Consider the following 23118-nt stretch of genomic DNA (forward strand, 5'->3'; position numbering starts at 1 on the left):
GCAATGAAATGTTGCACCCTGTGAGGTGGATTTCACAATGGCAGATCAATTTATTTTGTTCCATAAGCCCTATAACGTGCTCAGCCAGTTTACCGAGGGCTCAACCCCGCCAGCGGCTAGCGCTTCGCCCCGGCTAACCCTAAAAGACTTTGTGCCGATTCCCAATATTTATCCTGTGGGGCGGCTCGATCGCGATAGCGAAGGGTTAATGCTGCTCACCAACCATGGCCGAGTGCAGCATCGCCTCAGTGATCCGCGCTTTGCGCATCCCCGCACCTACTGGGTTCAAGTTGAGCATGTGCCTGACGCGGCGACCCTAGATCAGCTGCGTCAGGGGGTGACCATCAAGACCTATCGAACGCGCCCCTGCCAGGTGCAGTTGCTGAGGGAGACGCCGACTCTACATCCCCGAGTTCCGCCAATTCGCCATCGCCAGAGCATTCCCACCGCTTGGTTGGCGATCACCCTCCATGAGGGCAAAAACCGGCAGGTCCGGCGAATGACTGCCGCCGTGGGCCACCCCACCCTGCGCCTGGTCAGAGTGGCGATCGCCCATCTCCAGCTCGGCACCCTAGAGCCCGGTCAGTGGCGATTGGCCACCCCTCATGAGCGCCAGGGCCTGCTGCGACTGTAGGTCTGCCTTGCCGTAAGCAAATTGGCGGATGCTGGGTCAAGAATCGATGGGATGGGCATGTTTGGGCTGAAACGGTAAGTTACCATAGAGCTACAGCGCCCCCGACAGGGCTGGCTCTACCGTCGATCTATATGAGGTTTGCGCTGTCCTGCTGTGAGAGTGTGTGACCAGGTTCTCAGTCAATTTACCTGGAGGTCATGACCTGAGGTTCATTTGGCTACCAACTCAACCATTTATCTACCGGCTTCATTTATCTACCTGCTCAATGGCTACGTAATGGCTATTGTCTTGACCGATGGCTCACTAGCCTAACTTTGGATCAACGCTAGGATGCTGACCTGCCCGTTTTGTAAAGCTCAAAATGCCTATGAACAGCTATCCTGCGATGCCTGTGGTCAGCTATTGCAGCGTTGGCGTGTTATAGATTTGCCCAGCTCTGGGGCGGCACCTCTTGCCGTGGGCGATCGCGGTAATGACATCTTCCTTGATGACGCCCAGCGCTATCGGTTGTTGCCTTCTCCCACAGACGATGCTGGCGATCGGGGGCTGATAGTAATTGACTGTCAGCCTAAGCTGGGTTCTCCTCTGCAAGATCTGCAAAAGGCCTGGTTAGACACCCCTACTCTCAAACCTGCTAACCATCCCCTGGCGGCTGAGGTTCCTGCTGAGGCCTATCCTTACCTGGCCCTCCAGGCAGATTACTTTCCGGCTATTCCCGAGGTGCACCATGCCTGGCGCAATCCTCAGCGCACGATTTTGCTGCTTGAAGACCGTTCAGGCTGGCCTTTGCTGACCGAGGCTTGGGCCACCTCAGGTGAACCGCTAGAACATATTCAGTGGTTATTTGAAACCACTCTACTGTGGGATGCCCTGGCCCCTTGGCACGGCCAATCTACTCTGCTCCATCCCCATCGGCTGACGTTGAATAACAGCAACTTAATTTGTCTGACCCAGATTGATCAGCTGATCAAGGGCCCATCCTTGCCGCTGCGTACCCTTGGGCAGATGTGGCAGAGCTTGTTGGGTCTTTGTAACATCTGCCTACCGCTAGCAGTGCAAGATCTGGTGACGGCGGTGGCGGAGGGCAGTGTTACCGCTCTCGCTCAGGTGCAAGATGCCCTCGCTGAGGCTGCCCAAGACTATCGAGAGCCCGCCGCTGACATAATTGCTAGCACCTGGATTGACTCAGAGGAGTGGAAAGACGCGTCTGGAGATGATTCTGGGCTGATAGACGCGATCGCAGACTTAGACTTTGCCCTCGATCTTGAGCTTGAGGATGATGTCGACGACTCAGACGATATTGCCGCTGAGGCCGAGGAAATTGCCGATGACGATGGGAATGGGTTAATCGAAGCTCCCACCATGGTTTTACCCATGAAGCTAGCCCAGTTCGACGACAGCGGCCAAAGCCATGTCGGGCAGCAGCGCCGCCATAATGAAGATTGGTTTTTTACGCAGACTCAGCTGCACAAAGTCAGTGGCCCCCACGGTACCGTGCTGCGATCTAAAGGGCTTTATATTTTGTGCGACGGTATGGGTGGCCATGCGTCGGGTGAGGTGGCTAGTCAGCTGGCTGTACGGACCCTGCGAGACTACCTGACTGAGCACTGGGGCGATCGCCTGCCCGATCATGAAACCCTAACCCAGGCCGTTATTACCGCAAACCAGGCTATTTTCGACATCAACCAATCTAAGGCCACCTCGGGGATAGGGCGCATGGGCACCACCCTAGTGATGGTGTTGATACACAACCTAACTATTGCCGTAGTGCACGTGGGCGATAGCCGACTGTATAGCTACAGCAAGCGCCGGGGGCTCAGGCAACTGACCCTAGACCACGAAGTGGGTCAGCGCGAAATCAACCGAGGAGTCGAGCCAGCCATTGCCTATGCCCGACCAGATGCCTATCAACTCACTCAAGCGCTGGGGCCAAGAAGCCAAGAGGATATTATTCCCAGCATCGCTTACCACGAGATTACCGAAGATACGCTACTGCTGTTGTGCTCTGATGGTTTGAGCGATAACAATCTTCTGGAGCGTCATGTCGATACTCATATTGCTGAGTTGCTGAGTTCTCGGGTTAGCCTAGACAAGGGCGTTGCTCAACTCATTGATTTAGCCAACGAAAAAAATGGTCATGACAATGTCACGACCATCCTAGTGCGAATCAAACTCCAGCCCGACATGGGTTCCCTGATGGGCTAGTTCTAGTCATTGCTAGAAGCTGGGATTGTCTTTGCTAAACCTGATTCAGGTCTAGATATGTAGGTTTGCCCCTTGGAAAAACTCTAGACTTGGGCCTTGTATGAAAGCTGCTCTACATGAAGAGTGCAAGGGGCCAGATCCCTAGACTACTAATCTTCTTCCCACGACTGGACGGCCAATAGCTCGCCAATCGGGTCTTGGGTAGAAAAATCAAACTCTTCTAGCTCGTGCTTCCAGTGGGCCCAGTCATCCCCAAACAGAAAAGCTATCTTCCAGATTGGATCGCTAGGGCTGATCACTTTAGATTTCTTAACTAGAGATTCAACTTGGCGCTGAAATTTCACCATCGGGTGAGCGACAATTAAGTCGGCGATTGCTTCAGTCATATTTTCGATTAAAAAAGCTCTTGAGAACGTTAGGTGAGAGCTAATCTGCACACTCTTGAAACTTGCGCAGGCACTAACCCTCTATTCAGGAAAATAGCATAGCACAAGCGAGGAAAAGCGCAATTTTGGCTCATGCGTATTTTGCTATGCCAACGGCACAATCTGAGTTGACGACCGGCCACAACCACTATTGTACTTGGCGACACCGGTTGTTGCCCTCGGGAAACGCCTAACATGAGGGGAAGATTACCGTACCCAGTGTGGGCGGGTTACTGCTGATTGGGTTCAAGGCTACTTGGGTCTAAGGCTTGACGCAATAGTCGCTAAACTAGAGATTGCCTTTTTTATTGATGCCTTCATTACTGACCAATGGCTCAAACCGACCTCTCTGTATCTGAAGCCAGTGTGCCCATGGTGTTGCCTCGTACCAGCGAGTCAGAGGCGCTCAAGCGCATTCGCCACACCTTTTCCCACGTCATGGCGATGGCGGTGCAGACGCTATTTCCCAAGGTGCAGGTCACCATTGGCCCCTGGATTGACTATGGCTTTTACTACGACTTTGACAGCCCCGAGCCCTTCACTGAGCAAGATTTGAAGGCGATTAAGAAAGAGATGATCAAGATCATCCACAAAAAGCTGCCAGTCACTCAAGAAACCGTTGCCCGCGAAGAGGCTCAGCGCCGCATCGCAGCCCTCGGCGAGCCTTACAAGCTTGAGATTCTAAAAGATCTGCAAGAACCCATCACCCTCTACCATCTGGGCGACCAGTGGTGGGATCTCTGCGCTGGCCCCCACGTGGCCAGCACCGCCGACCTCAATCCCAAGGCCTTTGAGCTGGAGAGCGTGGCTGGAGCCTACTGGCGTGGCGACGAAAACCGCGCTCAGCTCCAGCGCATTTACGGCACTGCCTGGGAAACCCCTGAGCAGTTGCAGGAGTATAAGCGTCGCCGCGAAGAGGCCAAGCGCCGCGACCACCGCAAGCTGGGTAAAGAGCTGGGGTTATTCATTTTTGCTGACGATGTGGGGCCAGGTTTGCCCCTGTGGACGCCCAAGGGTACGGTGCTGCGCTCTACTCTAGAAGGCTTTTTGAAGGATGAGCAGACCAAGCGGGGCTATCTGCCGGTGGTGACTCCCCACATTGCCCGAGTTGATTTATTTAAGATCTCGGGCCACTGGCAAAACTACCGTGAAGACATGTTTCCGCTGATGGCGGATGACGACGCGGCCCGCCTGGCGGAAGAAGGCTTTGTGATGAAGCCGATGAACTGCCCCTTTCACATTCAAATCTACAAGAGCGAACTCAGGTCGTACCGGGAGCTGCCCCTGCGGCTGGCAGAGTTTGGCACGGTCTACCGCTATGAGCAGTCGGGGGAACTGGGCGGCCTGACTCGGGTGCGGGGCTTTACGGTGGATGATTCTCACTTGTTTGTTCGTCCCGAGCAGCTCGACGACGAGTTTCTCAAGGTGGTGGATCTGATTCTGACGGTGTTTCGCAGCCTGAAGCTGAAAAACTTTAAGGCGCGGCTCAGCTTCCGCGACCCGGAATCTACCAAGTACATCGGCGGTGATGCGGTGTGGGAAACCTCTCAGAACGCCATTCGCCGCGCTGTGCAAACCTTGGGCATGGAATATTTTGAGGCCCCTGGGGAAGCGGCGTTCTATGGCCCCAAGCTGGACTTTATCTTTCGCGATGCCCTAGAGCGGGAGTGGCAGCTGGGCACGGTGCAGGTTGACTACAATCTGCCCGAGCGCTTTGACCTGGAGTATGTGGCCGAAGACGGCTCGCGCCAGCGCCCGGTGATGATTCACCGCGCTCCCTTTGGTTCGCTAGAGCGCCTGATCGGTATTTTGATCGAGGAGTACGCGGGCGACTTTCCTCTGTGGCTGGCTCCGGTGCAGATGCGGCTGCTGCCGGTGACTGAAGAGCAGCTGGCCTTTGCCCAATCGGTGGCCGATCAGCTCCTCTCCAGAGGCGTGCGGGTGGAGGTGGATGCCAGCGGCGATCGCCTCGGCAAGATGGTGCGCAATGCCGAAAAGGGCAAAATTCCCATCATGGCGGTGATTGGGGCGAAGGAAGTGGAGGCCAACGCCCTCAATATTCGCACCCGCGCCCAGGGTGAGCTGGGGGCGCTGTCGGTAGCGGAGTTTGTGGAGCGGGTGGCTGGGGCGATCGCGGCTCGGGAAGATTTCTAATGACCATTCAGAACCTCGGTTGCTTTTCCTGTCAGCCCAAAAGGACTCTAGGGCAATCAGTGAACTGGGGCTCTTCCTGTAGCTAGGGCGTCTCGGGTAGGTCAGATTCTAGCTGGCGCAGGTCGCTGAGGGATTGCTCCATGGACTGAATGAGAGACTGCACCTCGCGATCGCGGATCTCGGCTTGCTGAGCCGCCATCTCCGCCAGCACGCTCAGGCATGAGTCCATGCCTGCCGCAAACTCGAAACGGGTGACGGCATTGTCGCCCCGAAAAGTGCCGTCGGGGTAGCCGCTGATGCAGCCGTAGACCCCGGACAAGTTGAGGAGTGCCTCGTAGGCCCAGTGATCGGGGGGTACATCGGTAAAGGGCAGCACCAGCTGCCGCTCACCGGTTTGAGCGATATCCTCAGTGAGGGCGGCAGGTGCAGGCTCTGCCTGGGCAGGAGCGATCGCCAACCCGGCACTGACTCCGATACCTGCCGCCATTCCACAACCTGCCCGAATGAGTGAATTCATAGGTTTTCCTTGCTGCTTGCCTGTTTTACCCAAAGCCGGGTCCAGAGATAGAGTTTTGTTTGGGGAGAACTCCTGACCGTGACCTGGACTTGGTACAACCATTTCCATATAAACCTAGCGAATCGGCTATCGCTTTTGCACCCTCCGACGGCCCAGGGCATCCCAAAAAAGTGATACTATCTCTGGCCTGAATGTTCCCCACCTGCCGGAGGCTGCTGCGGTGTCTCGATCTATTTCTGTCACTGTCCCCGCGACCACCGCCAACATTGGCCCTGGCTTTGACTGTCTGGGGGCGGCGTTGACCCTCTACAATCGCTTTCAATTCACGGCCCTCGACCAGCCCACAGGAACCGTCACCATTGCTGTGCAGGGGATAGAGGCAGAGCGAGTGGTGACCGACAGCTCTAATCTGGCCTACAAGGCCTTTGCCCACTACTTCCACAGTCGAGGACTTTCGGTACCGGCAGTGGCGATCGCCATTGACCTAGACGTGCCCCTAGCGCGAGGGTTGGGTAGCTCTTCTACCGCTATTGTCGGCGGTCTGCTGGGGGCCAATGGGCTGTGTGATCAGCCGATAGATCGCTCGGCGCTGGTGGAGATGGCGATCGCCCTCGAAGGCCACCCCGACAATGTGGTGCCCGCCATGGTCGGCGGCTGTCAACTGGCTGTAGCCAACGACGACGGTACCTTCACGCTCTGCCCCATTCCCTGGCACAGCGACGTTGTCCCGGTGGTGGCCATTCCTGACTTTGAGCTGTCTACTGCTGAAGCCCGTCGAGTGCTGCCCGCTACCTACAGCCGCGCCGACGCGATTTTTAACACCGCTCACCTGGGGCTGCTGCTGCGAGGGCTAGAGAGCGGCCACGGTGACTGGCTGCGGGTGGCGTTGGGCGATCGCATCCACCAGCCCTACCGGCAAACCTTAATTTCTGGCTATGGGGCAGTGTCTGAGGCGGCGATCGCAGCGGGAGCCTACGGTCTGGTGATCAGTGGCGCAGGCCCTACCCTGCTGGCTCTGGCCCCTGCTGCGATCGCGGCTGAGGTGTGTACTGCTTTGGCTACGGCATGGCAAGTTGCTGGGCAAGCCGTTAAGGCCCAGGTGCTGGCCCTCGACACCCAAGGAGCAACTGTATCCACCACCCCTAGCGTCTAGTCTGCATCCAACAGTGCTCTGACCACTAACGAACGGGCCTTACCAATGCCTGTCTAGCCACCATGAGCGCCTGTCACAGAAGTTTACAGCGCAGACTATTGACATACCTAAATGTGAATGCTCGCTTTAATTAAATCAAGCGCCAAAATGGCTGTAACCCTTGCTCAGTCTATATATCCAGCGCTGGAGCGGCAAAATTCATTGGATTTTTGCTAGAAATTAATTCTCAAATGTTTATTAAGTTTCCTATACTGAAAACGGGCGCAAAGATAGGTATATCTCTCTATCAATCTTGTAGTCCGGTTTGTTTCTCCGTCGTGCCCTCATCGGTAACGACTGCTCGCTGAAGTCCTCCGACCTCCTCGCCTAGGGTAGGCCGCCGCGAACAGCAAGGTTGACCATTTTTAATGGCTCCTCCAGGGTGTGTGTCCGCCTCAAATCAGACACTAAACCGGAATCTGAGTGCGCTGGCTGTTTTGTTGTAGTACTATTCACGCGAATTCTCATGCTGACCGAGCAATTTCCGTGGCTGACGACCCTAGTTATCCTGCCTTTGCTGGCGATTCTGCCCATTCCCCTGTTGCCCGATCGCAACGGACAGACCCTGCGCTGGTACGCCCTAGGTATTGGGTTCATTGAGTTTTCTTTAATTCTCTACACCTTTTTTAATTTTTACGACCTCAACCAGCCTGGTCTACAGCTAGTTGAGCGCTACGACTGGGTGCCTCAGGTGGGGCTCACTTGGTCGTTGGCCGCCGACGGTTTGGCCATGCCCCTGGTAGTGCTTAGCGGCCTGGTTACGACCCTGGCCATCCTCGCCTCATGGAACATCACCCGTCGGCCCCGCCTCTACTTCAGCCTGCTACTGGTGATGTACAGTGCCCAGGTCGGTGTGTTTTTGGCCCAAGACCTGGTTATGTTCTTCTTGATGTGGGAGCTGGAGCTGGTACCGGTTTACCTGCTGATTTCTATCTGGGGCGGCAAGAAACGGCTCTATGCGGCCACTAAATTTATTCTCTACACGGCTGTTGGCTCGATTTTTATCCTGGTGGCGGCCCTGGCGATGGCCTTCTACGGAGACAATGTTACGTTTAACCTGGCTGAGCTAGCTCAGAAAGACTACAGCCTGACATTTCAGCTCTGGGTGTATGCCGCTTTCTTAGTCGCCTTTGCGGTCAAGCTGCCGATCTTCCCACTGCACACTTGGTTGCCAGACGCTCACAGTGAAGCGCCAGCAGCGGTGTCGATGATTTTGGCTGGGGTATTGCTGAAGATGGCTGGCTATGGCCTGATTCGCATGAACATTGAGATGTTGCCCGATGCGCACCTCTACTTTGCCCCGTTCCTGGCCATCTTGGGTGTGGTGAATGTAATTTATGCTTCTATGACCGCCTTTGGTCAAGACAACCTCAAGCGCCGGATGGCCTATTCGTCGGTAGCTCACATGGGCTTTGTGCTGATTGGCTGCGCGGCCTTTACCACCTTGGGCATGAGTGGTGCCATGCTGCAGATGATCTCCCACGGGTTGATTGCGGCAGTCATGTTCTTCCTCTCTGGGGTGACCTACGAGCGCACCCAGACCCTCGATATGGATGAAATGGGTGGCATTGCTCGCAAGATGCCTACTAGTTTTGCTTTCTTCACTGCTGCCTCGATGGCATCGCTGGCGTTGCCCGGTATGAGCGGCTTTGTTAGCGAGATTGCAGTGTTCTTGGGCATGGCCACTAGCGATGTCTACAGCACCACGTTCAAGACAGTCATTATTGTTGGTGCCGCAGTCGGAGTAGTGTTGTCGCCTATCTATCTGCTGTCGATGCTGCGTCGCATCTTTTACGGTGACCCTGGCAAAGTAGTGGCTAAAGTTGCCAATATCATCGACATTCGGCCCCGTGAGGCTTTTGTCGCGGCCTGCTTGCTAGTGCCCATCATTGGCATTGGTCTCTACCCCAAGTTGGCGACTCAGGTCTACGATGTGAAAACGGTGCAGGTGGCTAGCCGAGTGCAGGACACCCTGCTGGCGGCTGATTCTAACTCGTCGCTCTATGCCCATATTCTGGTTGCCCCTCAGGTCACCGTAGCTCAGCTGCCCAGTGGGGCTGTTGCCGAGATTGACTAGGGTTTCGAGATTCGGTTAGCTCTGCTTCGACTGCACCTTGTCCTTGTGGCAAGGTGCAGTTTTTTGTCTGTAACTAGCATCGCCAGCTTGTTCAGAGCATTCTCCCTCGATCTGACGCGATGGCGATAGACAGCCGGGTGCCGCCCCATCTCTCACGAGGGGCGGTGATCAGGGTCTAGGGGAAATGGCTGATAACTTTGCGACGAAGACAATTTAGATTCTGTCTCTGGGCATGCTAAGGCCTAGACCAGGCTTGTCAGAATGACAGGGTTGGGATGCGTTGACCCTCCAAGTGGTTTGCTTCCCCCAGGGGGCTATGGCCGAGGGTTGATCTTTGAAATATTAGTTTTCTGACATAGCTATGGCTCAGCAACACCACTGTCCCCACTGCAATAACCACAGCCTGCTGCGCATTGGGGTGCGCGGAATTCGTCGCTGCTCTCGCTGTGGTGCCTACGTCGATGTGCGATCGCCCCACTGGTTCAAGCGCTTGATCAGAGATCTTGCCGCCTAGCCCAGTGGCTACAGTCCGCCTGATTGGGTGACAATGGCATTACCCTAGTTGCGAGGCACCGATGGTCGGTAAGTTTTTTCACAAACCAGGGCCAGAGCTGGCCGATCGCGTCCCTCCCGGACAGCACCTAGCCAAGGGCTTTCCAGTGCTCACCTACGGTGACACGCCTGTGGTTACTCCACAGAGTTGGTCGTTATCAATTACTGGTCTGGCTGAGGCTAAAACCTTTACCTGGGACGACATGATGGCGCTGCCCCAGACAGAGTTTACCGCCGACTTTCACTGTGTGACCACCTGGTCAAAGCTGGATGTGACCTGGCGGGGTATTCGTGTGCCCGATCTGATGCAGCAGCTGGTGGTTGAGCCAGCGGCGGTTCACGTGATGCTGCACTGCTACGGCGGCTACACCACCAACCTGGCTCTAGCAGATTTTAACCGGCCCGAAAATTTCTTTGCCCACACCCTGGAAGGCGCACCGTTATCTGCGGATCATGGCGGCCCCATGCGGCTGGTGGTGCCTCACCTCTACGCCTGGAAAAGCGCTAAATGGATTAGCGGCATTGAGTTTTTGGCGGCTCCGGCCCTAGGCTTTTGGGAGCGCAATGGTTATCACCAGCGGGGTGAACCCTGGGCAGAGGAGCGCTACAGCGATCGCTAGGGGCTGCTAGCAATTTGCCCCTGGCGGCTCAACGGTCAGTAGTCACAGCCCCTAGCCTATTTTTGGGGCGGGCGTGGTACGGCTGATGAGTTTAAGATTTCTGCCAGAATTGATAACCTGCCCTCGGCCGGGGTTGAGTTGATTGCGCTGCACTGAGGATTTTTTTAGCGGTTGCCGTAACGCCCCCAGCTGAGAAACGCTGTCACCAGGTAGAGCACAATCATTGACCCCACCACCGAGGGGATGATCGGTACGCCCTGAACAGCCCAGGTGAGCCAGGGCAGGGCTAGTTCATATTGGTCTAACAGCGAGTCCACTACCCACTGGCCTAGCAAAACTCCAATCAGGCCGATGAGCACTAAGCCAAACATTTTGCCGGGAATCTGGCGCGGCACCAAAATATTGGCGATAAAGGCGCAGGCTAGGGCGATTAGCAGCTGCACTACTAAGTAGAGTAGTTCATCCATGGTTAGCTCCTTGTGACCGCGTTCTCAGCTCAGCTCTTTGACGCGAGTGGGGTAGGTGACACCTAGACCTACTGTGCCCAGATGGCCTCGCTCTAACGGCATTTGCAGCCCAAACTTAGACTCGTCTCTTTTAAGATGATTTTGCTGAGATCCATCCCTGAATGGCAGCTTGGTAGACGGCCTGATAGCGGTTTTTAGCCCGCAGCTTGGCGAGGCTATTGTTGATGTGAAATTTTACGGTACTTTCGCTGATGTAAAGGCGGTTGGCGATGTCGCGATCGCGCAGCCCCTCAGCCAGCAGAGCCATGATAACTTGCTCGCGCTCCGACAGACGAGGGGCATTGTCTCCTGCGGACAGGGGCACGACCGGCAGGCCCTCTTCTAGAGCCTGTACCAGCTGACGGAGCTGAGTAGCATCGATAGACCAGTCGATGACTGCTGAGACCTGGGAGGGCATTGGGGCAGAGGGCTGGGCTTGCACCCAAAGTACCGGCGATTTGCCCTGGGCGGCTACTACGCTATCTGTGATTAAGATGGCCTCTGGCTCAGAGGGGCCGCATACCGTTAGCCCAGCGCGGTAGGCGAGGGCGGTGAGTGCCACCTGAAGTAGGGCCGTATCGCACTGAATGTTGACTTTGCCGTTGGGTTGTTCGCTGGGGTAAGACATTTGCAGGGTTACCTGCACCATCTGCTGCTGGGGGCCTGGCTCAGTGCGCAAGCTGCCCCCTAGGCAGGTGGCCATAAATCTGATCTGGTGACAGCGCGATCGCCATTGAGCCCCGAAATTCTTAGTGTTATCATCGTTGGCCTGAGCCGCAGCGGGGATAGCAACAATCGCCTCTAAGGCGACCTCTTCGGCACCATATACCAGGCGGGCGTAGTCGCACTTAGCCTCGTTGAGCAACTCTGCCAAACTGATAAAAATATGGCTGAGGGAGGCCGGTAGGGGCTTTTCCGTGCCGACAAGGGCCATCGTAGCGGTGGTGAGAATGCTGGCCAACTGGTCAGATAGAGACCACGGCTGCCCCACGACTGGGCTGGCCGGAGCTGGGCTGGCTATTCGTAGGGCGGCGTCTAGGGCAATAGTGGCCGTCATGCAGATGACCTGCAACACCTCTAGAAACTCTGGTGCCATGGTGCTGTGGCTAAAGGTGGCCAGCACCCCAATGACGCGATCGCCGGTCATCAACGGATAGCCCGCAAATCCTTGAATCTGGTTGGCGATCGCCCAATCCCGGTCCTTGACCCAGGCTTCTTCGGCTAGGCGATTGCTGAGGAACGGGACACGGTTTTGGGCAATCTTGCCTACCTTATAGGCACCCATGAGTACCCGTGCAAAGGAACCGTCAGTGTGGGTGTAAAGTCCTGAAGACGCTACTAACTTAAGACTGGCTTGGTCTGGCTCAACGATCCAAATGCGAGCCAAGGCACAGCTAAACTGATCAACCAATCCGTCGGTGACAGTCTTCGCCAAGCTATCGACGTCCAAGCATCCCGATAGCCGCTGGGCGATCTTATTGACTCGCTGCAGATCGAGTAGCAGTCGAGCCTGGCTGGGTACGTCGGGGCCAAATTTATCCAAGCCTGCAACAGCAGAATTCACGAGTATTGACTGTCATTTACATTCAGACCTACATACATCTAGATTGGTTCGAACTGGGGGAATCCTCTGTATCAGGAAACACAGCTGAGAGGGTTCTAAGGGAATCTCTAACCTAGCCTGCGGCGCGATCGACTCTCTGGGCTAAGTTTATCTGTCTCAACAGGATGTTGTCTAAGGAGGTGCGCAGTTGACTGACTAGCCTTTCCTCAGAACCCTAACCGTGATTCGTCAATCTAGATTATGCTTGCTTTGGGGCTATTGGTTTATTATGTCCTTTTCGCGCCTGCTACAACCCGATTTAGTTTTAGATGGCAGCATCTTAACTATGTCGCCTGCCCTGTTGGCCCAGCACAACCTGAAGGGCCTAATTTTAGATGTAGACGATACCCTGGTGCCGATCAGACAGGCAGAAACCAACCCTGACGTAGCCCGGTGGATGACTCAGATAAAATCTGTCGCCTCGGTTTGGCTAGTCAGCAATAACATCAACGCTCACCGCATCAGCCGCATTGCCCACCTGCTCGATGTGCCCTACCTAACGAGCGCAGGCAAACCCTCAGGGCGCAAGCTCAAGCTAGCCCTAGCCGCGATGGATCTACCTGTGAACCAGGTCGCCATGGTGGGCGATCGCCTATTTACCGATATCATTGCTGGCAACCGAGTTGGCCTATTCACCATTCTGGTTGACCCTATGCCTGGGGTCAACCAAGTTGTGCGAACTTCCCCAGTGCGCACCCTAGAAGTCATGATCTCTCAATACTTTGGCGTTACCTTCTGATTTCTCCAGAGATCTTCTTGTAACATAACTTTGCAAAAGTCCATGACCGGTGGCAAAAAGTTTATAGGGCTAAACATAAAGAAAATATTAGAGTCACTTTGAAAGGTTTTCGTTCGCTGTAGAGTTAATAACATACAAAAGGAGCCCGCTCTATATAGGCTCTTACTTTGATATCTATATGTTGGGTGCTTCTTGGTGAGGCACCCAATGTTTCTTTAAAGGGATTGGTATACTGCCAGAGCTAACTTTGCTGAGTTTTGCCCTTTGCCTGTGAGCCCCGTTCAAACCCTGGTGGTTAAGATTGGTACCTCTAGCTTGACGGGTACCACCTCTGGTCAGTTTGCGCTTTCTACTCTGGCCAACCTGGTCGAAACCCTTTGCATCCTGCGGCAGCAGGGGCATCAGGTGGTGTTGGTCTCTTCGGGGGCGGTGGGCATCGGCTGTCGCCGCCTACAGCTGACGGAGCGCCCCAAGACTCTAGCCATGAAGCAGGCGGTGGCGGCGGTGGGGCAGGGTCGGCTGATGGGCATCTATGATGACCTCTTCTCGGCGCTCAACCAACCCATTGCCCAGGTGCTGCTGACCCGCAGTGATTTGGGCCAGCGATCGCGCTATGTCAACAGCTACCGCACCTTTCGTCAGCTGCTGCAGCTGGGGGTCATTCCCATCGTCAACGAAAATGACACCGTCGCTGTAGAGGAGCTTAAATTTGGCGACAATGACACGCTCTCGGCCCTAGTCGCCAGCCTGATTGGGGCCCAGTGGCTGTTTTTGCTCACCGATGTTGATCGCCTTTACTCTGCTGATCCGCGATCGAACCCTAGCGCCCAGCCCATCGTCACCATCGATTGCCTGGCCGACATTCAAGCCCTTAAGGCCGGAGCCGGAGGGCAAGGGTCTGCCTGGGGCACAGGGGGCATGTTGACCAAGCTAGAGGCCGCTGAGATTGCTGGTGCCGCCGGAGTGCGCACTGTGATCACCGATGGTCGTCAGCCACAAAACCTGATTCAAGCGCTGGCGGGAGAGGCGGTGGGTACACAATTTGTTCCTTCCCCCCGGCCTAGCCGGGGGCGCAAGCGCTGGATTGCGGCGGGCATAGCTCCTGCCGGTCGGCTCTACCTCGACCAGGGCGCGGTTAGGGCCATTCTGCGGGGTGGCAAGTCGCTGCTGGCCGCCGGTATTCTCCGCATTGAGGGGAGCTTTGAAGCTCAAGATGCGGTAGCCATCTGCGGCAGTTTAGGGGAAGACATTGCCCGAGGCCTTGTGAACTACAGCGCCGCTGATTTGCAAAAAATTATCGGGCGCAAATCTGAGGACATTCCCGCTATTTTGGGTCACGGGGGGGCTGATACCGTGGTACACCGAGACAATCTGGTTCTTGAGGCCGTCGCCGATGGCAAAGCTCAGGATTTCTCCTGATACAGGGGCAGGCCTTGACCTCACGATAGATAAAAGCCAGCCTATCGCCTGCGTCATTGAGCTCTCATACTAAATCCTCCTTGGTTACCCCCGATGAAACCGGGCGCACCGCTGTGCGCCCCTACGGTTTGGCCTTTTGGGAATCGGGGGTATGTGGCTCGGATTTGATATCAGTCTTCTCAGGCAGCTCTTAAGGTTCCCTCAGGCTGAGGTCAGAGATTTCTCAGGTGCCCTCAGCACTATAGAACTCAAGTTGATTGATTTCCTCAACACTCGTTCTAAAGGAGCTGAAAATGATGAAACGCACTGCCCTGATGATCTTGACCACGGCTCTGGCTGTTGCCACGCTATCTCCTGCCTTCGCAGCGCTTACCCCATCCTACGAAACTAGCGAGGAAGCGACTGAAAAAGTAGACTTTGACCGCCTGCGTGAAGAGAACCTCGACAAAGTGGATTTCAGAAAACTGCGTGAAGAGAACCTTGAAAAATCTGCTGTAGACTTTGACCGCCTGCGCGAAGAGAACCGCGACAAGGTTGACTTTCGCAAGCTCCGCGAAGAGCGTCTTGACAAGGCCAATCTGGCCTAGCTGAGGCTTTCTGGTGCATCTATACCCAGTCCTGCTTGGGAGCTGGAACTTTCCCCCTGGTCTAACTCCACTGCTGGGCTGATGTTGGGGTGAACTTCGCCGACTCAAGAGACTTCTGAGTTGATCGATCCTTCTTTGCGGAATGACAGCCTGCCATGCTGTATCTCTCTTTGGCAAAGCTAAGTTGAGTCACCCCGCACCCCAGGTATAACCTACCCAGGGCGCGGGGCTTTTTATTGGCGATCTATGGTTCATCCTAGACGAGCTAGGCCTGAGTCAGTTATGGAGATGTAGGTGGCGTCTGGCTGGAGGGCGATCGCTCTAGTTCTTCTTGCAGCAGGTTGTCATAAATGCGAGGAAGACGGGCTGTCATGCTATTGGACTCAATGCCATAGCCCAGGCTGGTCCAGGTACCAGAGAGGCGGCGCAGCACATCATCGAGACGGTCTTCCCGCAGGGCAGCAGAAATGTCTAAGTTCCAGGCGGAGGTGTCACGCAACCAGTGGTAAACCACCAAGTCCTGCGATTCGGGATCAAAGCTATAGTCGCCCCACCCGCCAAACCAGGTAGAGGCTTTAGGATGATATTGACGGGCTTTTTCTTGCCAGGTGCTGGTTAAAAATTGGTAGCGTCCGGCAGCGGTGGTGCAGCGGCCTTGGTTAGGGCCAGCTACAATCTCAATGCAGAGGTCGGGGTGGCGGCTGAGCTGGGTAATCTCGTCGCCGCCGTAGAGCACATTGTAGGGCCTTGCAGTGTTAGACTCTGCGGCTGAGATGGTGCGCATCAAGGCGCGAATATAGGGGTCGCCGCCGCTCATGGCTAAGGGTTCGGGGTGACTGACCCAGACGGTCTCTTGGATCTGCCGCAGGGTGGGGCGAGGCAGCGATCGCACGCCCACTAGCCCCATACCCAACAGCAGCACCACCAAGATCGACGTGGCTCGTCGCCGTTTGGCGCGCTGGCGCTGCCGACGCCGATCGCGAGTGGGGTTCGAGCGTAGTGAGGTCACAGGCGACAGACTAACAGAACAACGACGGGCGATCGCCAACCTGGGGCAGCGGTGCCACAGCTATAAAAATCAGCCATCGCTATACTAGTGCATTGACTGTTGATGTTGTGCTAGGGTGTCGCCCTCAGCAATCGCCTAGCGATACCCTGCGCGATCGCCTAGCGATCGACAGAGCCCATAATCACGTCGATACTGCCTAGAATGGCCATAATGTCGGCCACCTTCACCCCCTTGAGCAGGTGGGGCAAGATCTGCAGGTTGTTAAAGTCAGGGGCACGAATCTTAAACCGCCAGGGAAAGATGTTGTCGTCGCCCATGATGAAGACGCCCATCTCACCCTTGCCAGCCTCTAGGCGCACGTAGTGCTCGCCCGCCGGAATTTTGAACGTGGGGGCAATCTTTTTACCAATGAACTGGTATTCAAAGCTGTTCCACTCAGACTTGGGGCCTTCGGCCATGCGCTTGGCCTCAAGGTTTTCAAAGGGGCCACCGGGCAGACCGGCGCAGGCTTGGCGAATGATTTTGACCGACTCACGCATTTCGCGCACCCGAATCTGGTATCGGGCCATGCAGTCGCCAGCGGTTTCGTACTGCACCTCCCAGTCAAAATCGTCGTAGCATTCGTAGTGGTCTACCTTGCGCAGATCCCATTTGACGCCAGAGCCGCGCAGCATGGGGCCAGACAGCCCCCAAGAGATGGCCTCGTCGCGGGTGATGGTGCCAATTCCCTCAATGCGACGGCGAAAGATGGGGTTGTTGGTGATGAGCTTTTCGTACTCATCGACCTTGGGCAAAAAGTAGTCGCAGAAATCTAGACACTTGTCGATCCAGCCGTAGGGCAGGTCGGCGGCTACCCCGCCGATGCGGAAGTAGTTGTTGTTGATCAGGCGGCTGCCGGTAGCGGCTTCCCACAGGTCGTAGATCATCTCCCGCTCGCGGAAGATGTAGAAGAAGGGCGTCTGGGCACCCACGTCGGCCAAGAAGGGGCCAAGCCACAGCAGGTGGTTGGCAATGCGGTTTAGCTCCAGCATGATGACGCGAATGTAGCTAGCCCGCTTGGGCACCTCGATATCGGCCAGCTTCTCGGGAGCGTTGACGGTAATCGCTTCGTTAAACATGCCCGCCGCATAGTCCCACCGGCTGACGTAGGGCACAAACATGACGTTGGTGCGGCTTTCAGCAATTTTCTCCATGCCCCGGTGCAGATAGCCAATCACCGGCTCGCAGTCAACCACGTCTTCGCCGTCGAGGGTGACAATGAGCCGCAGCACCCCGTGCATCGAGGGGTGGTGAGGACCCATGTTGAGCACCATGGGTTCGGTCTTAGTTTGAATGAGCGACATAGGGGCTACCTAATGGTCGAAGGCTGGTTGTGCTGTATCTTTGAGTATCTTAATGGGTATCGCCTGCCTTGGCGATACAAAGCGAGGATTGAGATTGTCAATGGCAGAGCCAGAGTTTCACCACATACCGGTGCTGCCCGAGGCGGTGATCGAAGGGCTCAACATTCGGCCCGGTGGCCATTACCTGGATGCGACGGCTGGGGGAGGAGGGCACAGTCGGCTGATTCTGGAAGCTGACCCCACGGTGAGCCTGGTGGCGGTGGATCAGGATGGGGATGCGATCGCGGCCACCCAGGCCAACCTGGCCGAATTTGGCGATCGCGTCACCTACTGGCACGGCAACTTTGCTGAGTTTAAACCGACTGGCCCGTCCTTTGACGGTGTTTTAGCTGACCTGGGGGTGAGCTCGGTGCAGCTGGATGTGGGCGATCGCGGCTTTAGCTTTCGCCAGAGTGCTCCTCTCGACATGCGTATGGATCCGCGCCAAGAGCTCACCGCCGCCGATATCGTCAACCACTGGGATGAGACCGACCTGGCCAACTTGATCTACACCTACGGCGAAGAACGCCTGTCGCGCCGTATTGCCCGCAAAATTGTCGATCAGCGCCCCTGGCAAACTACCACCGACCTGGCTGAGGCGATCGCCTACTGTGTGCCCCGCAGCTATCGCTATGGCCGCATTCACCCCGCCACCCGCACCTTTCAAGCCCTGAGAATTGCGGTTAACCGTGAGCTAGAGGTGCTCGAAACTCTGCTCACGGCGGCTCCCATCTGGCTAGCCCCCGGTGGTCGCTTGGTCATCATCAGCTTTCACAGCTTAGAAGACCGCCTGGTGAAGCACACCCTTAAAGACTCTTTGGCCCTCAAGGTGATTACCAAAAAACCCGTCATTGCCACTGAGGCTGAAATCAGCCAAAACCCCCGCGCCCGATCGGCTAAACTGCGGGTCGCAGAACGCATTAACTGACCCTGATTTAAGGCATTGATACGGAGGTAAGGGTGAGCACTCTGCAACTCATGCTGCGTCTATAGCCTGAAGACATAGGTCTATGGATTTCAACACAGTTGGTAATGAGAGCCATACCTGCTTAAAGGTTATTAATGAGGATTTTCTCAAAACAGTATTTGTAACAACATTTTCGGAATTGAAGGTAAAGATTAAAATTAATTCGCAAAAAATAAGCTTGCCTCATATTTCCTTCATATAAGATTAAGAAGTGAGGAGGGTTTTCTGTCTGGCTTAAAAATTCTCTCTTTAGAACCCACCATGAATACCAAAGGCGATAAAGGCTACTGCTTTTCGGTGCTGCCTGGCACCCGCGACCATCGGGGCTTTTTTGTGCAAGAGACTACCTATGAGTTGGTAGATGTCAGCGCCGCAGGCTGGGCTCATATTTGTTTAGACAGCGCCGCTTGCTATTACGTAGACCCCGCTAACATCAAAGCCTTTTGTTAAGTCATTGTTTGCTTTATTGCTGGTTGATCACCGTTTAGGTTCTGACCTTTGACAGAGTCTGGGCTATAGCAGTCTGGGCTTTGCCTTCGGGTTGAATCTGCCCACCGAGAGTCGTTGCTTTATTCAAGAAGTTTTAGGCAAGGTCGCATATCGCCATGAATGTTGCAACTCGAATTTTTTCTGTATACGTGTCTGACTGCGTTGTCGAATTGCGCGATGATGGCAACGAATATTCTGGAAATGGCCGCTTGGTTTGTAGCCAGCGCAACTATGACAGCCTGTTTAAGTTTGCCAAAAATCTAGCCCTCAATCATGCTGTTCCGCTGCGCGACTACACCCGATCGGAGGCTCAGTATCAGTATTAAGGCGTCCTCGGCGGGCAAGGTGGGGAACTCGCCCCAGTCGGCCAGTCATCAACCGGAGAGCCAGTTGCTTGAGCGGTGAAATGGAGCTGAGCACCCACAACCCAGCCCGTCGCGCTACCACCACTGGCCAAATTTGGTTAGAGAACGTGCGGGTCAGCAGATCAGTAAAGCTCAGAATGACCCAGTTTTCGAGTCGTCGCCAGCGTTCGTAGCGGCGCAGCACCGAGAGACTGCCCAGATCGCGACCGCGCTCGTGGGCGGTGATGAGCACCTCGGCTAGGGCGGCCGCATCGCGAATGCCCATGTTGAGGCCCTGCCCGCCAACGGGATGGCAACTATGGGCCGCGTCGCCTATCAAGGCCAATCGGGGCTGTACGTAGCGATCGCTCTGCATGAGCTGCACTGGAAACATTGCTGGCGGCGTTAGCCGCTTGAGGTGCCCCATCTGGGTGCCGTAGCGTTGCTCTAGCTCGACCATAAACTCGGCCTCAGGCAGGTTGAGAATGGCTTCGGCCTCGGTGTGGGGCACCGTCCACACCACCTGGCAGCGATTGCCCGGCAGGGGCAAAATAGCAAACGGGCCGCTGGGCCAAAACCGCTCGTAGGCGGTATTTTGGTGAGAGCTTTCGGGTGCTAAAACGGTGGTGACGCAAGACTGCCGGTAGCGCCAGCCCACGCTGCCAATACCTGCCCGCTGGCGCAGGGGAGAGTTTTTGCCGTCGGCGGCCACGATTAACGGGGTCTCTAGGGCGATCGCCCCCTGGGGCGTCGTCACCTCGGCCCGCATGACCGGGTCGCCGTCTTCAATGGATCCTAGGGTGGCCACAGTCAGGTAGTGGACGTTGGGCGCAGCGGCGATCGCCCCCTGGAGCGCCGCCATCAGCACCCCGTGCTCGGCCCCATAGTAAACCGCCTCGGTGTGGAGATCGGTGGGCAGAAACTGTACTGCCTTGCTGTAGTCGCCGTCGGACAGCCGCACTTGGTCAAAATGGCAGATGTAAGGCCCAATCTGCGGCCACAGGCCCAATCCTTTGAAGATGTCGGCGGAGGTGATTGAAAAAGCATAGGCTCGCGGCCGCGAGGACGCCTTCAGCGCCGTTTGCGCCTCAATCACAGCCACCCGCATACCGCTGGGCGCTAGAGCCGCCGCCAGGGTCAACCCCACAATGCCGCCGCCGACAATGGCCACATCTACCGTCAGCGGAGACGCATATTCCTGTAACTGGGCGTCGTTCGCAGGCAATGAGGAGGAAAGTGGTGGCGTGGTGGCAGTCATAGAAGCCTGAAACGGTCTTAGCGATACATCTATTCTGGACCTATTTTTTGGGGGAAATCAAGGCAACCGGTCGGAGTCTGGCCTAAAGCGCTGGTCTATAGCTCTGGCCCAAGACCCGCCGCCCGCCGCTGATCTGCCAAGCACATCGGCTGGAGATTGCATGTACAGCGATGGTCTGTAGCGATGGGGATGACCTCGGCCTTGGGTAGATTGAGAGATAGACAGAGCTTTTTCATCGCCTGGAGACCCCATTCTGTGGCAACCTTGGAGGTGGATGTGTAATCGCGAATAGATCGCTGTCCTCAGCATCGGCAACCATTGAGCCAAGGCTATGCAAACCCTTTCCAACCCCGTCTCCCAGGCCCCTGCCACCTCTTCCTTTGACCCCTTCGACACCACCATTCACCGCCGCCAGACTCGTCCGGTTCAAGTAGGTAGCGTCACCATTGGCGGTGGTCATCCGGTCGTGGTGCAGTCGATGATCAACGAAGACACTCTCGATATCCAGGGCTCTGCTGCCGCCATTCGCCGTCTGCACGAGATTGGCTGCGAGATTGTGCGTGTTACTGTGCCCAGCATGGCCCACGCCAAGGCCCTGGCCGACATTCGCAAAATTCTTGAAGACACCTACCTCCCTGTGCCCCTGGTGGCGGACGTGCACCACAACGGCATGAAAATCGCCCTGGAGGTGGCCAAGCATGTAGATAAGGTGCGCATCAACCCCGGTCTCTACGTGTTTGAGAAGCCCCAGGCGGGCCGCACCGACTATTCTCAAACCGAGTTTGAGGACATTGGCCTCAAGATTCGCGAGACCCTAGAGCCGCTGGTGGTCTCGCTGCGCGACCAGGGCAAGGCCATGCGCATTGGCGTCAACCACGGGTCGCTGGCCGAACGCATGCTGTTTACCTACGGCGATACCCCCGAGGGCATGGTGGAGAGCGCCCTAGAGTTTATCCGCATCTGCGAATCGCTGGATTTTCGCAATCTGGTGATTTCGCTGAAGGCGTCGCGGGTGCCGGTGATGGTGGCCGCCTACCGTCTGATGGCCCACCGCATGGATGAGCTGGGTATGGACTACCCCCTGCACCTGGGCGTCACTGAGGCGGGCGACGGCGAGTATGGTCGGATCAAATCCACCGCTGGTATTGGCACCCTGCTGGCCCAGGGTATTGGCGATACCATTCGCGTGTCGCTGACCGAAGCACCGGAGAAGGAAATTCCCGTCTGCTACAGCATTTTGCAGGCTCTGGGCCTGCGCAAAACCATGGTGGAATATGTGGCCTGCCCCTCCTGTGGCCGCACCCTGTTTAACCTCGAAGACGTGCTCCATGAGGTGCGCGAGGCCACCAAGCATCTCACCGGGCTAGACATTGCGGTGATGGGCTGCATCGTCAACGGCCCCGGCGAAATGGCCGATGCCGACTATGGCTACGTGGGCAAAACCCCCGGCTATATTTCGCTGTACCGGGGGCGCGACGAGATCAAAAAGGTGCCCGAAGATCAAGGCGTGGCGGAGCTGATCAACCTGATCAAGTCCGACGGGCGCTGGGTCGAGCCTGAGTAAGTCGGGTTTAGCTGGGGGCTGGCGTTTTCCTACAGGTAAAACTCTACTGCTGAGCTTGGATCATGAGTAGGGACGCGCAAGAAAACAAGATACTGATTGCCAGCTTTCCTAGTGGTGCATTGCTGTGCGTGGGTGGAGCCTCGCCTTAGCGTTATGCACCCTACGACTGGGCTGAGATCACGATTAGTACTGAAGATCCGCCGTTTCTAGCGATTGACGCTAGGCTGAGGGTTGGTCTAACAAATGGCGATGGTTATGTCTGGTTTGGCCACAACGATTGAAGCAATTTTGTATCTCAAGGGGCAGCCCCTCGATATTGCCAAGCTGGCTGAGCTAGCCCGCTGCGATCGCGACGATGTCGAAGAAGGCCTGATCGAACTGATCGATGAGTACGCCCACCGAGACGGTGCTCTGGAAATTGTTGAAACCATCGATGGCTACTGTCTTCAGCTCAAGGAGCGCTACCGGTTTTTGGTCGATCTGCTGATTCCCATCGATTTGGGGGTGGGGGCGCTGCGCACCCTGGCGGCGATCGCCCTCAAAGGCCCCATTAGCCAGACCGACCTGGTTGATCTGCGTGGCTCTGGCGTCTATCAGCATGTGCCAGAGCTGGTGGCCCAGGGCTTTGTGCGCAAGCGTCGCCAGGCCGATGGCCGCTCGTCGTTGGTGCAGGTGACCGACAAGTTTTACCAACACTTTGAGATCGATCAGCTTCCTCAGCTCCGCCCTAAGGGCTCTAGCGCTGCCCAAGCCGATGTCACCGCTGACGAAGAGGCCGATGAGGACAATGACCCTAGGGTAGAGCCAGAGGTCAGTGCAGCATCCTAACTCCTTGCCTCAACTCCGTGAAGGATTCGTTACGCTATCATCGGGAA

At 56.0% G+C, this 23118-nt stretch carries 21 protein-coding genes; 14 read left to right on the plus strand and 7 right to left on the minus strand.

What is annotated here, in order from left to right; genetic code table 11:
• The first annotated feature begins 37 nt into the window (after positions 1 to 37).
• Together AC0QKW_RS18910 and AC0QKW_RS18915 are read left to right on the plus strand one after the other, a co-directional pair.
• Positions 38 to 634, plus strand: coding sequence for a pseudouridine synthase (locus tag AC0QKW_RS18910; RefSeq protein ID WP_473152640.1), 597 nt, complete (start codon positions 38 to 40; stop codon positions 632 to 634).
• Between the two features lie 426 nt (positions 635 to 1060).
• A complete protein-coding gene (locus AC0QKW_RS18915) occupies positions 1061 to 2839 on the plus strand; it encodes a serine/threonine phosphatase (protein WP_473152641.1) in 1779 nt (592 codons plus the stop codon).
• Positions 2840 to 2988: 149 nt separating this feature from the next.
• Here the strand turns inward: AC0QKW_RS18915 and AC0QKW_RS18920 are convergent, their stop codons facing one another.
• The gene (locus AC0QKW_RS18920) at positions 2989 to 3225 is read right to left on the minus strand and encodes a DUF4327 family protein (protein ID WP_473152642.1); all 237 of its coding nucleotides are present in this window, start codon (positions 3223 to 3225) and stop codon (positions 2989 to 2991) included.
• Positions 3226 to 3594: 369 nt separating this feature from the next.
• Here AC0QKW_RS18920 and thrS point away from each other — a divergent pair, with 369 nt between their 5' ends.
• Positions 3595 to 5418 carry a threonine--tRNA ligase gene (gene thrS, locus AC0QKW_RS18925; protein ID WP_473152643.1) on the plus strand — a complete coding sequence of 608 codons (1824 nt, stop codon included), beginning with the start codon at positions 3595 to 3597 and terminating at the stop codon, positions 5416 to 5418.
• An 82-nt stretch (positions 5419 to 5500) separates the two neighbouring features.
• Here thrS and AC0QKW_RS18930 read toward each other — a convergent pair whose 3' ends face one another.
• On the minus strand, positions 5501 to 5935 hold the full coding sequence (locus tag AC0QKW_RS18930) for an S-layer homology domain-containing protein (protein WP_473152644.1): 435 nt from the start codon (positions 5933 to 5935) through the stop codon (positions 5501 to 5503).
• A gap of 220 nt (positions 5936 to 6155) precedes the next feature.
• Between AC0QKW_RS18930 and thrB the strand changes: the two genes are divergently transcribed.
• The 4 genes from thrB to AC0QKW_RS18950 all read left to right on the plus strand — a co-directional run bounded on the left by thrB (position 6156) and on the right by AC0QKW_RS18950 (position 10376).
• Complete coding sequence (gene thrB, locus AC0QKW_RS18935) at positions 6156 to 7088, plus strand: homoserine kinase (protein ID WP_473152645.1); 933 nt, start codon at positions 6156 to 6158, stop codon at positions 7086 to 7088.
• 505 nt (positions 7089 to 7593) lie between these two features.
• Complete coding sequence (locus tag AC0QKW_RS18940) at positions 7594 to 9204, plus strand: NAD(P)H-quinone oxidoreductase subunit 4 (RefSeq protein WP_473152646.1); 1611 nt, start codon at positions 7594 to 7596, stop codon at positions 9202 to 9204.
• A gap of 361 nt (positions 9205 to 9565) precedes the next feature.
• Complete coding sequence (locus tag AC0QKW_RS18945; RefSeq protein WP_473152647.1) at positions 9566 to 9718, plus strand: hypothetical protein; 153 nt, start codon at positions 9566 to 9568, stop codon at positions 9716 to 9718.
• Positions 9719 to 9779: 61 nt separating this feature from the next.
• A complete protein-coding gene (locus AC0QKW_RS18950; RefSeq protein ID WP_473152648.1) occupies positions 9780 to 10376 on the plus strand; it encodes a sulfite oxidase-like oxidoreductase in 597 nt (198 codons plus the stop codon).
• Positions 10377 to 10540: 164 nt separating this feature from the next.
• Here the strand turns inward: AC0QKW_RS18950 and AC0QKW_RS18955 are convergent, their stop codons facing one another.
• Positions 10541 to 10843 carry a GlsB/YeaQ/YmgE family stress response membrane protein gene (locus tag AC0QKW_RS18955; protein ID WP_473152649.1) on the minus strand — a complete coding sequence of 101 codons (303 nt, stop codon included), beginning with the start codon at positions 10841 to 10843 and terminating at the stop codon, positions 10541 to 10543.
• 130 nt (positions 10844 to 10973) lie between these two features.
• A complete protein-coding gene (locus tag AC0QKW_RS18960) occupies positions 10974 to 12446 on the minus strand; it encodes a LuxR C-terminal-related transcriptional regulator (RefSeq protein ID WP_473152650.1) in 1473 nt (490 codons plus the stop codon).
• Between the two features lie 268 nt (positions 12447 to 12714).
• Here AC0QKW_RS18960 and AC0QKW_RS18965 point away from each other — a divergent pair, with 268 nt between their 5' ends.
• From AC0QKW_RS18965 to AC0QKW_RS18975, 3 genes are all read left to right on the plus strand, one after another.
• A complete protein-coding gene (locus AC0QKW_RS18965) occupies positions 12715 to 13224 on the plus strand; it encodes a YqeG family HAD IIIA-type phosphatase (protein WP_473152651.1) in 510 nt (169 codons plus the stop codon).
• A 270-nt stretch (positions 13225 to 13494) separates the two neighbouring features.
• A complete protein-coding gene (proB, locus tag AC0QKW_RS18970; protein ID WP_473152652.1) occupies positions 13495 to 14643 on the plus strand; it encodes a glutamate 5-kinase in 1149 nt (382 codons plus the stop codon).
• Positions 14644 to 14936: 293 nt separating this feature from the next.
• The gene (locus tag AC0QKW_RS18975; protein ID WP_473152653.1) at positions 14937 to 15230 is read left to right on the plus strand and encodes a hypothetical protein; all 294 of its coding nucleotides are present in this window, start codon (positions 14937 to 14939) and stop codon (positions 15228 to 15230) included.
• Between the two features lie 280 nt (positions 15231 to 15510).
• Here the strand turns inward: AC0QKW_RS18975 and AC0QKW_RS18980 are convergent, their stop codons facing one another.
• Both AC0QKW_RS18980 and AC0QKW_RS18985 read right to left on the minus strand, forming a co-directional pair.
• Positions 15511 to 16239, minus strand: a complete 729-nt coding sequence (locus tag AC0QKW_RS18980) for a glycoside hydrolase family 24 protein (protein ID WP_473152654.1) — start codon at positions 16237 to 16239, stop codon at positions 15511 to 15513.
• Between the two features lie 158 nt (positions 16240 to 16397).
• Entirely contained in the window at positions 16398 to 17582 is a 1185-nt protein-coding gene (locus AC0QKW_RS18985; RefSeq protein ID WP_473152655.1) for an NAD(P)H-quinone oxidoreductase subunit H, read from the minus strand.
• A 100-nt stretch (positions 17583 to 17682) separates the two neighbouring features.
• Here AC0QKW_RS18985 and rsmH point away from each other — a divergent pair, with 100 nt between their 5' ends.
• Both rsmH and AC0QKW_RS18995 read left to right on the plus strand, forming a co-directional pair.
• The gene (rsmH, locus tag AC0QKW_RS18990; RefSeq protein ID WP_473152656.1) at positions 17683 to 18549 is read left to right on the plus strand and encodes a 16S rRNA (cytosine(1402)-N(4))-methyltransferase RsmH; all 867 of its coding nucleotides are present in this window, start codon (positions 17683 to 17685) and stop codon (positions 18547 to 18549) included.
• Positions 18550 to 18849: 300 nt separating this feature from the next.
• Positions 18850 to 19038 (plus strand): hypothetical protein, encoded by a 189-nt coding sequence (locus AC0QKW_RS18995; protein WP_473152657.1) that lies wholly within the window; start codon positions 18850 to 18852, stop codon positions 19036 to 19038.
• 306 nt (positions 19039 to 19344) lie between these two features.
• Here AC0QKW_RS18995 and AC0QKW_RS19000 read toward each other — a convergent pair whose 3' ends face one another.
• A complete protein-coding gene (locus AC0QKW_RS19000; protein WP_473152658.1) occupies positions 19345 to 20679 on the minus strand; it encodes an FAD-dependent hydroxylase in 1335 nt (444 codons plus the stop codon).
• A 331-nt stretch (positions 20680 to 21010) separates the two neighbouring features.
• Between AC0QKW_RS19000 and ispG the strand changes: the two genes are divergently transcribed.
• The gene (gene ispG, locus AC0QKW_RS19005; protein ID WP_473152659.1) at positions 21011 to 22243 is read left to right on the plus strand and encodes a (E)-4-hydroxy-3-methylbut-2-enyl-diphosphate synthase; all 1233 of its coding nucleotides are present in this window, start codon (positions 21011 to 21013) and stop codon (positions 22241 to 22243) included.
• 255 nt (positions 22244 to 22498) lie between these two features.
• The gene (scpB, locus tag AC0QKW_RS19010) at positions 22499 to 23071 is read left to right on the plus strand and encodes an SMC-Scp complex subunit ScpB (protein WP_473153009.1); all 573 of its coding nucleotides are present in this window, start codon (positions 22499 to 22501) and stop codon (positions 23069 to 23071) included.
• The last annotated feature ends 47 nt before the right edge of the window (positions 23072 to 23118 follow it).

The organism is Pseudanabaena sp. PCC 9330 (assembly GCF_055795045.1).

Excerpts from the sequence above, each read along its gene's own strand:
- AC0QKW_RS18910 (WP_473152640.1), top strand. The coding sequence starts at position 38 with ATGGCAGATCAATTTATTTTGTTCCATAAGCCCTATAACGTGCTCAGC.
- AC0QKW_RS18950 (WP_473152648.1), top strand. The coding sequence starts at position 9,780 with ATGGTCGGTAAGTTTTTTCACAAACCAGGGCCAGAGCTGGCCGATCGC.
- AC0QKW_RS18940 (WP_473152646.1), top strand. The coding sequence starts at position 7,594 with ATGCTGACCGAGCAATTTCCGTGGCTGACGACCCTAGTTATCCTGCCT.
- thrS (WP_473152643.1), top strand. The coding sequence starts at position 3,595 with ATGGCTCAAACCGACCTCTCTGTATCTGAAGCCAGTGTGCCCATGGTG.
- AC0QKW_RS18975 (WP_473152653.1), top strand. The coding sequence starts at position 14,937 with ATGATGAAACGCACTGCCCTGATGATCTTGACCACGGCTCTGGCTGTT.
- AC0QKW_RS19000 (WP_473152658.1), bottom strand. The coding sequence starts at position 20,679 with ATGACTGCCACCACGCCACCACTTTCCTCCTCATTGCCTGCGAACGAC.
- AC0QKW_RS18965 (WP_473152651.1), top strand. The coding sequence starts at position 12,715 with ATGTCCTTTTCGCGCCTGCTACAACCCGATTTAGTTTTAGATGGCAGC.
- AC0QKW_RS18985 (WP_473152655.1), bottom strand. The coding sequence starts at position 17,582 with ATGTCGCTCATTCAAACTAAGACCGAACCCATGGTGCTCAACATGGGT.
- AC0QKW_RS18945 (WP_473152647.1), top strand. The coding sequence starts at position 9,566 with ATGGCTCAGCAACACCACTGTCCCCACTGCAATAACCACAGCCTGCTG.
- AC0QKW_RS18930 (WP_473152644.1), bottom strand. The coding sequence starts at position 5,935 with ATGAATTCACTCATTCGGGCAGGTTGTGGAATGGCGGCAGGTATCGGA.
- ispG (WP_473152659.1), top strand. The coding sequence starts at position 21,011 with ATGCAAACCCTTTCCAACCCCGTCTCCCAGGCCCCTGCCACCTCTTCC.
- AC0QKW_RS18920 (WP_473152642.1), bottom strand. The coding sequence starts at position 3,225 with ATGACTGAAGCAATCGCCGACTTAATTGTCGCTCACCCGATGGTGAAA.
- scpB (WP_473153009.1), top strand. The coding sequence starts at position 22,499 with ATGTCTGGTTTGGCCACAACGATTGAAGCAATTTTGTATCTCAAGGGG.
- AC0QKW_RS18955 (WP_473152649.1), bottom strand. The coding sequence starts at position 10,843 with ATGGATGAACTACTCTACTTAGTAGTGCAGCTGCTAATCGCCCTAGCC.
- rsmH (WP_473152656.1), top strand. The coding sequence starts at position 17,683 with ATGGCAGAGCCAGAGTTTCACCACATACCGGTGCTGCCCGAGGCGGTG.
- AC0QKW_RS18995 (WP_473152657.1), top strand. The coding sequence starts at position 18,850 with ATGAATACCAAAGGCGATAAAGGCTACTGCTTTTCGGTGCTGCCTGGC.